12 protein-coding genes are annotated in these 14,539 nt (G+C 73.3%); 2 read left to right on the forward strand and 10 right to left on the reverse strand.

The genetic code is table 11. The features are described from left to right. Positions 1-223 precede the first annotated feature (223 nt). Positions 224-553 (forward strand): bifunctional 3-phenylpropionate/cinnamic acid dioxygenase ferredoxin subunit, encoded by a 330-nt coding sequence (locus ACUJ8O_RS09655; protein WP_100059285.1) that lies wholly within the window; start codon positions 224-226, stop codon positions 551-553. Continuing rightward, the gene (locus ACUJ8O_RS09660) at positions 550-1,839 is read left to right on the forward strand and encodes an NAD(P)/FAD-dependent oxidoreductase (protein WP_445373341.1); all 1,290 of its coding nucleotides are present in this window, start codon (positions 550-552) and stop codon (positions 1,837-1,839) included. The genes ACUJ8O_RS09655 and ACUJ8O_RS09660 overlap by 4 nt, the downstream gene beginning before the upstream one ends. Before the next feature lie 60 nt (positions 1,840-1,899). On the opposite strand, the gene ACUJ8O_RS09665 is transcribed toward ACUJ8O_RS09660, so the two are convergent. From ACUJ8O_RS09665 to ACUJ8O_RS09710, 10 genes are all read right to left on the reverse strand, one after another. Continuing rightward, positions 1,900-3,396, reverse strand: coding sequence for a protein adenylyltransferase SelO (locus ACUJ8O_RS09665; RefSeq protein WP_095347671.1), 1,497 nt, complete (start codon positions 3,394-3,396; stop codon positions 1,900-1,902). A gap of 172 nt (positions 3,397-3,568) precedes the next feature. Then, entirely contained in the window at positions 3,569-4,519 is a 951-nt protein-coding gene (locus ACUJ8O_RS09670; protein ID WP_095347672.1) for a hypothetical protein, read from the reverse strand. A gap of 209 nt (positions 4,520-4,728) precedes the next feature. Further along, complete coding sequence (locus ACUJ8O_RS09675; protein ID WP_095347673.1) at positions 4,729-5,589, reverse strand: HpcH/HpaI aldolase family protein; 861 nt, start codon at positions 5,587-5,589, stop codon at positions 4,729-4,731. A gap of 136 nt (positions 5,590-5,725) precedes the next feature. Continuing rightward, on the reverse strand, positions 5,726-6,511 hold the full coding sequence (locus tag ACUJ8O_RS09680) for a 2-keto-4-pentenoate hydratase (protein WP_119217764.1): 786 nt from the start codon (positions 6,509-6,511) through the stop codon (positions 5,726-5,728). Positions 6,512-6,905: 394 nt separating this feature from the next. After that, the gene (hpaD, locus tag ACUJ8O_RS09685; RefSeq protein ID WP_113914330.1) at positions 6,906-8,072 is read right to left on the reverse strand and encodes a 3,4-dihydroxyphenylacetate 2,3-dioxygenase; all 1,167 of its coding nucleotides are present in this window, start codon (positions 8,070-8,072) and stop codon (positions 6,906-6,908) included. 271 nt (positions 8,073-8,343) lie between these two features. Beyond that, the gene (gene hpaE / locus ACUJ8O_RS09690; protein WP_445373342.1) at positions 8,344-9,888 is read right to left on the reverse strand and encodes a 5-carboxymethyl-2-hydroxymuconate semialdehyde dehydrogenase; all 1,545 of its coding nucleotides are present in this window, start codon (positions 9,886-9,888) and stop codon (positions 8,344-8,346) included. A gap of 83 nt (positions 9,889-9,971) precedes the next feature. Further along, positions 9,972-10,673, reverse strand: a complete 702-nt coding sequence (locus tag ACUJ8O_RS09695) for a GntR family transcriptional regulator (protein ID WP_036339691.1) — start codon at positions 10,671-10,673, stop codon at positions 9,972-9,974. Positions 10,674-10,675: 2 nt separating this feature from the next. Next, positions 10,676-12,274 (reverse strand): fumarylacetoacetate hydrolase family protein, encoded by a 1,599-nt coding sequence (locus tag ACUJ8O_RS09700; RefSeq protein WP_036339688.1) that lies wholly within the window; start codon positions 12,272-12,274, stop codon positions 10,676-10,678. Between the two features lie 94 nt (positions 12,275-12,368). Beyond that, entirely contained in the window at positions 12,369-13,583 is a 1,215-nt protein-coding gene (locus ACUJ8O_RS09705; protein WP_127435124.1) for an aminotransferase-like domain-containing protein, read from the reverse strand. A 72-nt stretch (positions 13,584-13,655) separates the two neighbouring features. Further along, a complete protein-coding gene (locus ACUJ8O_RS09710; protein WP_445373343.1) occupies positions 13,656-14,390 on the reverse strand; it encodes a hypothetical protein in 735 nt (244 codons plus the stop codon). Between the last annotated feature and the right edge of the window lie 149 nt (positions 14,391-14,539).

Raw genomic sequence — 14,539 nt, forward strand, 5'->3', positions numbered from 1 at the left:
AGAGCCGTCGTGATCGTAGCGTGATCGACCATTCCCGGGAGTATTTTTCGGAGGCTTGTCGGGTCATTTCACGCCCCGGTGATGTCCGGTTCATCCATTCACAGGAGGAGGCGATTCCACACCGGGGCGGAGCACAGCGGAGGGGTGTCGGGTCCGCGCCGGGGGATACGGTGACGGGAGACCACCACGGGCCGTCCGGCCCGGGAACCAGAGGAGGCAGACCATGGCGGAGCCGATCCACATCGGCGCGGCGGCGGACGTCCCGGAGGGCGAGGCGATCGTCGTCCCGGCGGCGACGGCGGGGACGAGGGACGACGTCGCGGTGTTCCACACGGACGCGGGCGAGTTCCACGCGATCGACGACACGTGCACCCACGAGGACGCCTCGCTGGCCGAGGGCTGGCTCGAGGACGACCGCGTGGAGTGCCCGCTGCACGCCGCGCAGTTCTGCCTGCGCACCGGCGAGGCGCTCTGCCTGCCCGCCACCAAGGGCGTCGGCGTGCACCGCGTCGAGGAGCGCGAGGGCCAGCTCTACCTCATCCCGGGCGCATGAGCCACGACGTCGAGGCCCCGGCAGGCATGCCCGGCGCGGTCGTCGTGGTGGGCGGCGGCGTCGCGGGCTTCGCCGTGGTCCGCGAGCTGCGGCGCCGCGGCTTCGCGGGCGGGATCGCCCTCGTGGACCCGCAGGGCGTGCCCTATGACCGGCCGCCCCTGAGCAAGGAGTTCCTGACCGGCGACGCGGACGCGCACCGCCTGCTGCTCGCCCCGCCGGCGTGGTTCGCCGAGCACGGGGTGGAGCTGGTGGAGGACGAGGCGGTCCGGGTGGTGCCGGGCGGTGTCCACCCCGACGGCGGCCCCGCGCCCCACCGGGTGGAGACGGCCTCCGGGCGGGTCCTGGAGGCGGACGCGGTCGTGCTCGCCACGGGCGGGCGACCCCGGGCCCTCGACGTCGCCGGCGCCGACCACCCGGACCTGATCACCCTGCGCACCCGCGCCGACGCCGAGACCCTGCGCGACCGCCTGACGTTCGGGACCGAGGTGGCGGTCGTGGGCGGCGGCTTCACGGGGGCGGAGGTCGCGGCCGCGGCGCGCCGCTCGCTCGCCGCGGTGACGCTCGTGACCGGGACGGACGCCCCGGCTCGCGCGGCGGTCGGGCCGGCGCTGGCCGCCCGCCTGCACCGGATGCACGCCGAGCACGGGGTCGCGGTCGAGGTCGGCCGGGCGGCCTGGATCGAGCACCAGGACGCCGACGGTGGCGCCGCGCTGCCGGCCGCCCACCGGCTCCACCTCCACGACGGGCGGACCGTGGACGCCGACGTCGTGGTGCTGGCCGGCGGCACCGTGCCGGACACCGCCCTCGCCGAGGACGCCGGTCTGGAGGTGGCCGACGGCGTGCTCACGGACGCGATGGGCCGCACGACCGTACCCGGGATCCTGGCCGTAGGCGATGCCGCGCGGGCCCGGGAGTCCGCGTGGGCGCCGTCGCGGCACTGGGAGCCGGCCCTGCGGTCCGGTGCGGCCGCCGCGGCGGCGATCCTGGGGGAGCAGGCGGACGCCCCGGGCGCCCCGTGGTTCTGGTCCGACCGGTACGACGCCCACGTGGAGGCCGTGGGGGACATGACGGTGCCGGCCGGCGGGCGGATCGTGGACCGCGAAGTGCGCGGCGTCGTGGTGGCGAGCTTCGCCCTGGCCGCGGACGGGACCCTGCGCGGGGCCGCGTCGATCGACGACCCCATGACCGTCAAGGCCGCCCGGCGCATCATCGACCGGGGGATCGTGGTGGACGCCGCCGCGCTCGCGGACCCGGCCGTGCCGGTGAAGTCGCTGGCGCGGGGGTGAGGGCGCCCATTTCGTCAACGAAAGCGGCCTGGAGGGCGTCCGTTTCGTCGACGAAAGTGGTCAGGTGCCGCAGTAGGTGACGAATGGGGCCCCGTCCTCCGGCCCCGGCTCCGCGTACCGCTCGAACCCGGGGCGCGGGGTGAAGGGATCCGTGACGGCCTCGAGCAGCCGGTGGACGGCGGTGAGGTCCCCGCCCTCCGCGGCCGTCAGAGCCTCGTCGAGCAGGTGGTTCCGCGGGATGTAGACGGGATTCACCGCGCGCATGCGGGCCGGATCGGGACCCATCGCCCGCCAGTCCGAGAGCCAGGCGGCGAGCCCCGCGGGGTCCGGGGCGCCGGGGACGAGCCGTGCCGCCTCGGTGCGCGCCGCGTCGTCGTCCACGGGCGCCGCCGTGTGCTCGGCCAGCCGCACCCAGAACGAGGTCCAGTCGGTCCGCGCCGCGGCCAGCCACGGGAACAGGCGGTCGGTGAGCGCGGCGACGTCGTCCTCCGCCACCGACGCCGGGAGGCCGAGCTTGTCCCGCAGTCCGCCCCGCCACGCCGCGAGATGGGCGCCGTGGAACCTGCCCAGCGCCTCCTGGGCGAGTGCGACGGCGCGGTCGGGGTCGTCGTCGAGCACGGGCACGAGGGCCTCGCCGAGCCGGGCGAGGTTCCACGCGGCGATGGGCCCCTGGTTGCCGTACGCGTACCGGCCCTGGGTGTCGATCGAGGAGAAGCTCGCGGCCGGGTCGAAGGCGTCGATGAACGCGCAGGGGCCGTAGTCGATGGTCTCGCCGGACAGGGTCATGTTGTCCGTGTTCATCACACCGTGCACGAAGCCGACGAGCATCCAGCGGGAGATGAGCTCGGCCTGCGCGGCGATCACCGCCTCGTAGAGCGCGAGCGCGGGGTGCTCGGCGTCGGTGGCGTGCGGGTGGTGGCGGGCGATGGCCTCGTCGACGATCCGGCGCAGCACCTCCGTGGGGTGCGCCTGCTCGGGGAGGGCCGCGGCGTACTGGGCCGTGCCGACGCGCAGGTGCGACGCGGCCGTCCGGGCCAGCACCGCACCCGGCAGCACGGTCTCGCGGCGGACCGGGTGGCCCGTGGCGACGACGGCCAGCGCCCGCGTGGTCGGCACGCCGAGGGCGTGCATCGCCTCGGAGACCACGTACTCGCGGAGCATGGGGCCGAGCACGGCCTGCCCGTCGGCGTTGCCGCGCGCGAAGGGCGTGCGACCGGAGCCCTTGAGATGCAGGTCGTGGAGCCGACCGTCCGGAGCCGTGAGCTCGCCGAGGAGGAGGGCGCGCCCGTCACCCAGGCGGGGAGAGTAGTGGCCGAACTGGTGGCCCGCGTACGCCTGCGCGACCGGCCGCGCGCCCGGGCCGGGCTGCTCGCCGGTGAGGAAGCGGACGCCGTCGTCGGTGGCGAGCCACTCGGCGTCGAGGCCGAGCTCCGCCGCGAGGCCGGCGTTGAGCAGGACGAGCTGCGGGCCGTCCGTGGCCTGGGCCTGCCAGGGCAGGGCGAGCTCGGGGAAGGTGTCGGCGAAATGCGAGCTCAGGGCGGGAACGGACGTGGTCATGGGGCCACGCTACGTGGGGGAGCACGGGTGTTCACGGGCCGACTCCCACCGCACCCGTCCTTTGGAGGCGGGAAATCGACCCCACGGGCGTGGACCAGAGCGCTTTGACCTGGATTTCCCGCCTCGAAACGGGGGGCCGTGGCGGACTGCGGTGACCGTGGATCTCACCGGGTCACCCACCGAACGCGGCCGCCCGGCGCCGCACCCGCGCGACGACGTCCGCGTAGTCGTTCCGAGCGTCGGCCCACATGACCTTGATCGAGAGCCAGTCGTGGTCGGCGCACCAGCGGTCGCGCAGCACGTCGCGGGCCTGCTGCTCGGCGGTGCGGTGGTGCTCGCCTTCGTATTGCAACGCGAGGCGCCACGGCCGATACCCGAGGTCGACCGTCGGAGCGCGGCGGTCTGACGGGTCCAGCCGGCACTGCACCTCGGGCTCCGGCAGCCCGGCATCGACGAGCGCCAGCCGCAGACGCGTCTCGCGCGGCGAATCCGCCCCCACGCGCATCCTCGCCAGCGCTGCCCGGGCCAGTCCGCGCCCCCGGAAACGTCCCCGTTCGGCCAGCGATCGGACGAGCTCCTCCGGGGTGTAGGCGGGATCCCCGCGTCCGCCGCCGGGCAGCCACGGCGGGCAGAGCAGGGCGTCACCGGCGACGACGACGTCCCGCTCCGTGAGCGCCGCCCGTGCCGCGCACAGGTCCCACAGGGTGCGGGCCGGCGTCGTCACAAGCACGCCGCCCCGCGTCATCCGCTGTCCCTCCGGCACCTCGATGCGGTGGGGCACCAGACCCGCCTGGACCGGCCGGCCGCCCGAGGTGCCGACGCTGACGTGCACCGCACCGGGGGCCAACAGCCGTGCGGGCACGGTCAGGCCGTGCAGGCGCGCGGCGGTCTCATGGCTGACGACGACGTCGGGATGGCGCCGCTGATACGCGCGGATCTCATCCATCGTCCACTCACGGACGGAGACCGCCGCAGGGCCGGCCGGCCCGTAGATGCCGTGGCGCAGCCGCCGCAGGTCTGAGGACTGCAGTCGGGACCACGTCACACCCGCCCGGCGCGCGTCATCGACCGTGAAGGCGGTGGGGTCGATCGACGGCGGCAGCGGGGCGGGACGACGGGGCATGCGGCGAGCGTGCTCCGTCGGTCGGCATCCCGAGACAGACGAGCGGGGGCCTGGGGACGCGCGAGGGGGCCCGGTGCGGTTGTGCAGGAGGCGGTGACGTCCCCCGGGGCGCCGGCCCCGAGCCATTCGAGGCGGGAAATCCACGTCATGGGCCAGGATCGGGCGTCCATGGGGTGGATTTCGCGCCCCGAAGTGAGGGGATGACCAGGTCAGTACGACGCGCGGGGCGCGCCCTCCCCGTCGCCCGCGGCGTCGCTCGGAGCCGGGCACCAGCGGTCGGCGAGGGCCTCGGCGGCGCGGGCCAGCAGGGCGACGTCGGCGCCCACGTTGACGTAGTCCGCACCGGCGGCGGCGTAGGCGTCGGCCTGCGCGGGCACGAACGCGTTGACGCCCACGATCTTCCCGGCGGCCTTGACCTTCGCGATGACCTCCTCCACCGCCGCCACCACCTCCGGATGCGACTGCTGGCCGAGCAGGCCCAGGGACGCGGAGAGGTCCGAGGGGCCGATGAAGACGCCGTCGATCCCGTCCACCGCCGCGATCTCGTCGGCGTTGCGCACGCCCGCGGCCGTCTCGATCTGCACGATCACGGAGACGTGGTCCGCCGCGCCGGGCAGGTAGCCGGGGATCCGGTTCCAGCGGCCCGAGCGTGCCAGGGCGGAGCCCACGCCGCGCACCCCGCCCTCGGCGGAGCCGTCCGGGTAGCGGGCGGCGGCCACGGCGCTGCGGGCCATCGCGGCGTCGTCGACCATGGGCACCAGCAGCGTCTGGGCGCCCAGGTCCAGGAACTGCTTGATGGCCACGGTGTCCAGCGCCGGCACACGCACCAGGGTGGGCACGCGGTAGCCGGCGATCGTGCGCAGCTGGGCGAGGACGTCCTGCAGGGTCAGCGGGGCGTGCTCGGCGTCGATGAGCAGGTAGTCGAGGCCCGCGCCGGCGCAGATCTCCGCCGTCGTCGGGTCCCCGGAGGAGAGGAACATGCCGGCGGCGGGGCGGCCCCCACGGGCGGCGACGGCCTCGGGCGTGAAGAGGTCGCGGAACAGCGGCTGCGGGTTGTGGCGGACGGGCATGGGATGTTCCTCCGGGGTTCTCCGCGCCCTCCACCCGACGCGGGTTGAGTTGTCGCGGGTGGAGCGGGGTCGTACTGGTGATAGGTCAACCCGCGTTGCGGGCGGGCGGGCGGGCGGGGCGACGACGACGGGCGGGTCAGGCGAAGCGGCAGGTGATGGTGCCGAGCGGGCCGTAGTCGGCGTAGACGGTGTCGCCCTCGTACACCCACATCGGGCGGGTGAAGGAGCCGGCGAGCACGATCTCACCGGCTTCGAGCGCGTCTCCGTGCTCGGCGATGCGGTTGGCCAGCCAGTGCACGCCGTTGGCCGGGTGGTTCAGCACGCCCGCGGCCACGCCGGTCTCGATGATCTCCTCGTTGCGGGAGAGGATGCCGGAGACCCACCGCAGGTCGACGTCGTGCACGCCCACGGGGCGGCCGCCGATCACCAGGGAGCCCAGGGCGGCGTTGTCCGAGATGGTGTCCGTGATGGTGCGGCCGGCCATCTCGATGCGCGAGTCCAGCACCTCCAGCGCGGGCACCACGTACTCGGTGGCGCGCAGCACGTCCATCAGGTTCAGGCCGGGCCCGCGCAGCTCGTCCCGCAGCACGAACGCCAGCTCCATCTCGATGCGCGGATGGGTGTACTTCTTCCACTCGTACACGTGGCCGGACTCGAACACCTGGTCGTCGAAGATCACGCCGTAGTCCGGTTCGTCGATCCCGGTCGCGTCCTGCATGGCCTTGGAGGTCAGGCCGATCTTGTGGCCCACCTTGCGGCGGCCCGCCTCGACCTGACGCTCGGCCCAGATGCGCTGGATGGCGTACGAGTCCTCGATCTCCATCTCCGGGTAGCGCGCGGTCAGCCGCGGCACGGGCACGCGGTCGATGCCCGCGCGGTGCAGCTCGTCGGCGATCTTGAGGTGGGTCTCGTGGTCCAGCACAGCGGTCTCCTTCACGACGACGGGCAGGGGCCTGGCCTTGATCGTATACGATTACGCGGCTCTGCCCCCGGCCCCGTCGCCATCCTGTCACCGCCCCGGATCAGTCCGGGGCGCGCGTCCCGATGCCCAGCCCGGGCTTGCGGCGGTGCACCGTGAGCCAGGCCAGCCCCCCGACGCCCGTCTGCGAGGCGGGACACCCCTGCTCCCCACGCTTTGAGGCGGGAAATCGAGCTCAAACTGGCCCTCCCGGCTCGAATGAGGTGGATTTTCCGCCTCGAACGGCGTGGGGCGGGGAGACGCGGAGGATGGTAGGGAGGGCGGACGCCGACGGCGGGCACCTGCGTTGGGTGCCCGCCGTCGTCGTGGTGTCCCGAAGCGGTGCCGGCCGTGCCGGTCAGAGCTGGTTGCCGAGCTTGTACTCGCCCTGCTTCCACTCCGGCATGGACTCCTCGCCCTGCCCCTCGCGGGTGTAGGAGAAGCCGTCGGCGCCGATGGTCACGGCCATCTCCGAGTCGTCGGTGCGGGAGACCAGCGGCTGCAGGTTGCCGTCGAGGTCCAGCACGCGGGAGGCATCGGTGTACCAGGACGGCACGATCGGGGTGCCCCACCAGTCGCGGCGCTGGTTGTCGTGCACGTCCCAGGTGACCACGGGGTTGTCCGGGTCACCGGTGTAGTAGTCCTGGGTGTAGACCTCCACGCGGTGGCCGTCCGGGTCGCGCAGGTAGAGGTAGAACGCGTTGGAGACGCCGTGGCGGCCCGGGCCGCGCTCGATGTGGTCGGACATGCGCAGGGCGCCGAGCTTGTCGCAGATCGCCAGGATGTTGTGCTTCTCGTGCGTGGCGAAGCACACGTGGTGCATCCGGGGGCCGTCGCCGCCGGTCATGGCGGTGTCGTGCACGGTGGGCTTGCGGCGCATCCACGCGGCGTAGACGGTGCCGTTCTCGTCCTGGATGTCCTCGGTGACGCGGAAGCCCAGGTCCTGCATGTAGCGGGCGGCGCGCGGCACATCCGGGGTCACCTGGTTGAAGTGGTCCAGGCGGACCAGGGCGCCCGGGGTGTAGAGGTCGTAGCGCCAGGCCAGGCGCTCCACGTGCTCGACGTCGTGGAAGAACTCGTAGGGGAAGCCCAGCGGGTCCTCGACGCGCACGGAGTCGCCGACGCCCTTGACGAAGCCGTCCTTCCGGCGCTCCACGCGGCAGCCCAGCTCCTCGTAGAAGGCGACCGCCTTGTCCAGGTCCTCGGGGGTGCGCACGCGGTAGGAGAACGCGGCCACGGCGGCGGTCTCGCCCTGGCGCAGCACCAGGTTGTGGTGGATGAACTCCTCCATGGAGCGCAGGTAGACGGTCTCCTCGTCCTCCTCGGTGACCACCAGGCCGAGCACGTCCACGTAGAACTCGCGGGAGGCGGCGAGGTCCGTGACCACGAGCTCCATCGAGGCGCAGCGCAGGATGTCCGGCGCCTCGGACGTCGGGGTGGGGAGGGGGTTCTCCGGGTCGATGGGGACTTCCTTGGTGACGAAGAAGCCGGAGGAGGTCTTCTGGCGGCTCTCGAGGTTGGTCATCGGTGCTCCTTGGTGAGGGGGCGGTGCGCTGTGGCCTGGGACACGGTCACGGGCTCGATCGTATACGATCCGGGCGACCGACGGAAAGGCTCTCGAGGAACGCGGGTTGAGTTGTCGCGGGTCCGGGGCGCCGGCACCCGCGACAACTCACCCCGCGTCGGTGGGCCGGGTGGGCCGGGGGAGAGACCCGGCCCGGCCCCACCACGACGACGGCGCCCGCACCGTCGCGGGGACGGTGCGGGCGCCGTCATGGTCGCCGGTCAGCGCGGGGTCAGCCGTCGATCTGCGCCGCGGCCTGCTCCTGCTTGCCGAACACCGGGTTGTGGACCTCGCCGAGGTTGATGTGCACGGCCTGCTGGTCGGTGTAGAAGTCGATCGAGCGGTAGCCGCCCTCGTGGCCCAGGCCGGAGGCCTTCACCCCGCCGAACGGGGTGCGCAGGTCCCGCACGTTGTTGGAGTTCAGCCACACCATGCCGGCCTCCACGTTCTGCGCGACGTTGTGGGCGCGCTTGAGGTCGTTGGTCCAGATGTAGGCGGCCAGGCCGTACTTGGTGTTGTTGGCCAGCTGCAGGGCCTCCTCCTCCGTGTCGAACGGGGTGATGGCCACCACCGGGCCGAAGATCTCCTCCTGGAAGATCCGGGCGTCCGGGGCCACGTCCGCGAACACGGTGGGCTGCACGAAGTTGCCCTCGGGGAAGCCCTCCGGGCGGCCGCCGCCGGCCACCAGGCGGGCCTCGGTCTTGCCGATCTCCACGTAGGACATGACCTTCTCGAAGTGCTCCGGGTGCACGATGGCGCCGACCTCGGTGGTCTCGTCGTCCGGCAGGCCGACCTTCACGCGGGAGGCCTGGGCGGCGTAGCGCTCCACGAACTCGTCGTAGACGGAACGCTGGACCAGGATGCGGGAGCCGGCGGTGCAGCGCTCGCCGTTCAGGGAGAACACGCCGAAGATGGTCGCGTCGATCGCCGCGTCCAGGTCCGCGTCCTCGAACACCACGGCCGGGGACTTGCCGCCGAGCTCCATGGACAGGCCCTTCAGGTGCGGGGCGGCGTTGGCGAAGATGATCTGGCCGGTGCGGGACTCGCCGGTGAAGGAGATCAGCGGCACGTCCGGGTGCTTCACGAGCGGGTCGCCCGCGTAGCCCTCCTCGCCGAAGCCGTGCACCATGTTGAACACGCCCTGGGGCAGGCCGGCCTCCTCGAAGATCCCGCCCCACAGGGAGGCCGAGAGCGGGGTGAACTCCGCCGGCTTCAGGACCACCGAGTTGCCGGTGGCGATGGCCGGGGCCAGCTTCCAGGACTCCAGCATGAACGGGGTGTTCCACGGGGTGATCAGGCCGGCGACGCCGATCGGCTTGCGGTTCACGTAGTTGATCTGGCGACCCGGCACCTTGAAGGTGTCGTCGTGCTGGGCCACGATCAGGTCCGCGAAGAAGCGGAAGTTCTCGGCGGCGCGGGCGGCCTGGCCCCTCGCCTGCTTGATCGGCAGGCCGGTGTCGAAGCACTCCATCTCGGCCAGCTGGTCGCCGCGGGTCTCCATGATGTCGGCGATCCGGTGCAGCACACGGGAACGCTGGCGCGGCAGGGCCTGGGACCATTCGCCGGACTCGAAGGCCCGCTTCGCGGCGGCGACGGCGCGGTCGATGTCCGCGGCCTTGCCGGAGGCGGCCGTCAGGTACGGCTCGTTGGTCACCGGGTCGAGCACCTCGAAGGTGTCGCCGTCGATCGAGTCGACGAACTCGCCGTCGATGTAGTGGCGCAGGACGTCGGGCAGGCCCTCGGGCGTGCGGGCCTCGATGCTGGTCTTCTCCGTCATGGTGTCTCTTTCACTGAGTGCTTCGGGTGGGTCTGATGATCGGGGCCTGGAGCCGACGGCGTCGGCGCCGGTCCGGCCGGCGGTCACGCGGACGGTTCGGCACCGTGCTCCAGGTAGGCGCGCAGGGTGTTCAGGCGGTGGGCGCGGGCGGCGGCCTCGATCTCCTCGAAGCGCGCCCCGTCCTCGATCAGGCGCAGCAGGTGCTCGTGCTCGTCCACGGAGGCCACCGCCCGGCCGGGCACGTACGCGAACGTGGAGGAGCGCAGCGCGGCCAGGCGGTTCCAGCCGCGGTGCACCAGGTCGTGCACGTGCTCGTTCTGGTGATGCTCGAACAGGATCGAGTGGAAGCGGCGGTTGAGCTCGGTGAACGTCACCGGGTCCCAGGCCGTCTCCGACTCCGTCATCGCGCGCATGGTCGCGTTCACCTCGCGGGCCGCCGCGAGGTCCTCGGCGGTCACGTGCGGGGCGCACTGGGCGGTGGAGAACCCCTCCACCAGCGCCAGCGTCTCCATGGTGTGGCGGTACTCGACCGGGTCGATGCCCACCACGGTGGCGCCCACGTTGCGCTCGTAGGCCACCAGCTTCTCGGACTGCAGGCGGCGGATCGCCTCCCGCACGGGCACCACGGACATGCCCAGCTCCGCGGCGATCTGGGACAGCACCAGCCGGTCGCCCGGCTCGTGGCGCTGGTCCCGGATCCCCTCGAGGATCGCCTGGTAGGCGCGGTCCGCCTTGGAGACGGGGGCGCCTGCGAGGCCGACCGTTCCGATGTCCGTGCGGCGCATGCTCAGGCGTCGCCCTCCGGGGCCGGGGCGTCCGGCAGGGTCTTGCGGTACTCGGCGAACGTGGCCTTCCACTCGGCGTTCGGGGGGAACATCCCGTCCACCGGGTAGCCGGCCTTGACCTGCTCGTACGCCCAGGCGTCCTGGAGCTCCTGCTCGTAGGCGTCGTCCACAACCTCCTGGAGCAGGGACGGCGGGATAACCACCACACCGTCGTCGTCGCCGACGATGATGTCGCCGGGCTGCACGGTGGTGCCGCCGCAGGCGATGGTGCCGCCGACCTCCCACGGGATGTGACGGCGGCCCAGCACCGCCGGGTGCGTGGCGCCGGCGTACACCTGGAGGCCGACCTCGGCGACGGCGGCGGAGTCGCGGATGCCGCCGTCCGTGATCACGGCGTTCGCGCCGTTCACCTGGGCGCGCAGGGCCAGGACGTCCCCGAGGGTGCCGGTGCCGTGCTCGCCACGGGCCTCCATGACCACCACGTCGTCCGGCTGCACCGAATCGATGGCCCGCTTCTGGGCGTTGAAGCCGCCGCCGAACTCCTTGGCCAGGTCCTCGCGCTTGGGGATGTAGCGCAGGGTCTTCGCGTAGCCGAGGACGCGCCGGCCCCGGTGGATCGGGCGCGGGCCGTCGATGGTCGCGTTCTGGACGCCGCGCTTCTGCAGCTGGGCGGTGAGGGTGGCCACCGCGATGGCGTCGATCTTGGCGCGCAGCTCCGGGGTCAGCAGGGAGCGGTCCGGCTGCGGGGCGCTCGCGACCCAGTGGCCGTTCTCGTCCACCGCGGACGACGACGGCGCCGCGGCCTGCGGGGCCAGACCGGCGGCCTCGCGGGAGCCCCAGGCCTCCTCGCGCTGCACGTCGTCCACCTGCGGCTGCGCGCCGAACGGGGCCAGGGAGTGCTCCGAGTCGACGACCGTCGTCACCAAGCGGCCGGTGGTCGGTGCGCCGGGGGCGCTGGGGGCGTCCACCTCCACCTCGACGACGTCGCCCGGCTGGGCCACGGAGGAGCCGGCGGGGGTGCCGGTGAGGATGACGTCGCCCTCCTCGAGCGTCATGAGCTGCGAGAGGTCGGCCACGAGCTGGCCGAACGGGAAGACGAGGCCCTCGGTGGTGTCGTCCTGGACGATCTCGCCGTTGACCCAGGTGCGCACGCGCAGGGCGGCCGGGTCCAGGCCCGCGGCGGAGATCACCGCGGGGCCGAGCGGGGTGTAGCCGTCGCCGGACTTGTTCTTGACGTTGGAGCCCTTGTCCGCGTGGCGGAGGTCGTAGAGGCCCCAGTCGTTGGCGGCGGTGATGCCGGAGACGTGCGACCAGCCCTCCTTCGGGCTGACGCGCCGGGCGGTGCGGCCGATGATCAGCGCGATCTCGCCCTCGTAGGCGAGCAGCTCGGTGCCGGCGGGGCGCTCGATGGTGTCGCCGGTGCGGGCGAGGGAGGTGCCGGCCTTGAGGAAGTAGCCGGGGGCCTGCGGGGACCGGCCGCGCTGGGCGATGCGGGAGGGGTAGTTCAGGTGGACGGCGAGCACCTTGCCCGGCCGGTTCTCCCGGACGGTGAAGTCGTGCTCGGTGACGGTGGGCGTGGGATCCGGTGTGCTCTGCGTCATGGTCGAGATCGTATACGATCTCGCGGGCCCGGGGAAGAGGTCGCACGTCCGGCAGACGCGCCGGGCCGACGTCGTCGTGGGCGCCCGCCGCGGCTCAGCGGGCCCGGTCGATCGACTCGTTCACCGCCGGGGCCAGGCGTCGCACGCCCTCCACGAGCTTCTCGGCCGCCACGAACGAGTACGCCAGGCGCAGGGTGGAGTGCGTGCCCTCGACGGGGGTGAAGGCCGCCCCCGGCACGAACACCGCGCCCGCCTCGATGCCGCGGTGCATCACCTCGAGGGTGTCCACCCCGGCTGGCAGGGTGGCCCACAGGAAGAAGCCGCCCTGCGGGGTGATGAACTCGACCGCCGGGTCCCAGTGCTCACGCACCGCGTCCACGAGCGCCGCGGCCCGCTCGCGGTACAGCCCGGTCACGTGGCGGACGTGGCCCTGCCAGTCCAGCTGCGTGACGAAGGCGGTGGAGAGCATCTGCGAGTACGTGGACGCGTGGATGTAGGCGGACTCCGCGCACAGGTAGAACTCGCGCTTGAGCGCGGCCGGCACGAGCGCCCAGCCGATGCGCACGCCCGGGGAGAAGATCTTGGACATCGTGCCGAGGTGGACCACGTTGTCCCGGTGGTCGGCGGCGATCGGGGCGACGGGCTCGCCGTCGAACGCGATCTGCCCGTACGGGTTGTCCTCCACGATGAGCACGCCGTGCTTCTCGCAGATCGCGCCCACCTCGGCGCGGCGGCCCGGGGGCAGCAGGGCGCCCGAGGGGTTCGCGAACGAGGGGATCGTGTAGAGGAAGGCCACGCGGCGGCCCTCGGCGGCCAGGCGGGTCAGGGTCTCGTCGAGGGCCGCGGGCACCAGGCCGTGGTCGTCGGTGCCCGTGGCCACGGCCTCGAGCTGCCAGGTGGTGAAGGTGGTCAACGCGCCCACGAACGTGGGGTCCTCCACCACGACGACGTCGCCCGGGTTCGCGAACGCCCGGCAGGCGGTGTCGATCGCGGCCTGCGAGCCGGGGGTGATGACCACGAGGTCGGGATCCGCGTCCGGGATGCCGTCGGCGGCCATCACGGCGGTCGCGGCGGCACGCATCTCCTCGGTGCCCTGGCCCGGGCCGTACTGCAGGGACTCCGTGCCGAACCGGGTCATCAGGTCGGAGGCGATCCGGCCCAGCTCGTCGAGGGGCAGGTCGGCGAGCCACGGGTTCCCGCCCGCGAGCGAGATGAGGTTCGGGTCCATCGCGATGTCGAAGACGTCGCGGACCGCGGACTGCTTCACGCCGACGGCGCGCTGGGACAGGTGATCTCGGAGGTTCCGCACGCTCGGCACCCTATAGCACGGCGCGGCCGTGCCCGAAGGTCCGATGACGGGCGACGACGGCGGGTCGCGCGGTCAGGGGGCGCTCGGCTCCTGGCCGGGGGACCACGTGCCCTGGGTCGGCTCGGCGGGACCCCAGGACGACTCGCCCTCCGGCGCCCACGTCTGCCCGCCGGATCCGTCGCTCGGCTCCCCACTCGGCGTGGGGTCCCCCTGCGGGACGTCCACGGACTCGCCGAGGCGGAGCGGTTCGAGCCCCAACACGTCGTCGAGGTCCCGGCCGTCCACCTCGAGCCGGACCTGTCCCGCTGACGTGAAGGCGGCGGCGGTCGCCTGCAGCTGGGCGCGGATCCGCTCGGCCGTGCACTCGTCCTCCGGCGTCACGGTGCCGGTGAAGGTGAAGATCTCCACGTCGCCCGCGCGGCGGTGCCCGGTCGGGGTGAGGGTCTCGCGCGCGTCGAACACGGCGTTCCACAGCGACGGGTCGCCGTGCCAGCCGCGCTCGTCCGCGAACAGGAAGTCCAGGGCGGTGTCCGCCTCGTCCTCGGTGTCCGTCGGCACGGTCTGCACGGGCACCAGCAGGTCGCCGCAGCCGAAGGGCCGGCCGCTCGTCCCCGGGACCGCCTCCGCCTCGGCGACGGCGAGGTAGACCGTCAGCGGCTGATACCCCTCCGTCGCGGGCAGGGGCACGCCGTCGTCGGACGCCGAGTCCTCGGCCAGGTCGGGGGCGACCGCGCAGCCGGCCAGCAGGCACGCGGCCGCCACGGCACCCGTGAGCCGCAGGGCGCGGGAAGGGGAGGTCGGGCGCATCGGGTACTCCTGGCGGTCGGGGGTCGGCGGCGTCGGACGGACCGACGGCCTCTCCATGCTACGGCCGTCCGTCTCGCCCGCCGCGAGCGGATGTGAGGCCTCCCGCGGGTGGGAAGGGGCCCGCGGGCGGACGGCCGCGGCGGGCTAGG

The sequence above is a fragment of the Micrococcus sp. EWR3.9.1 genome, assembly GCF_052615555.1.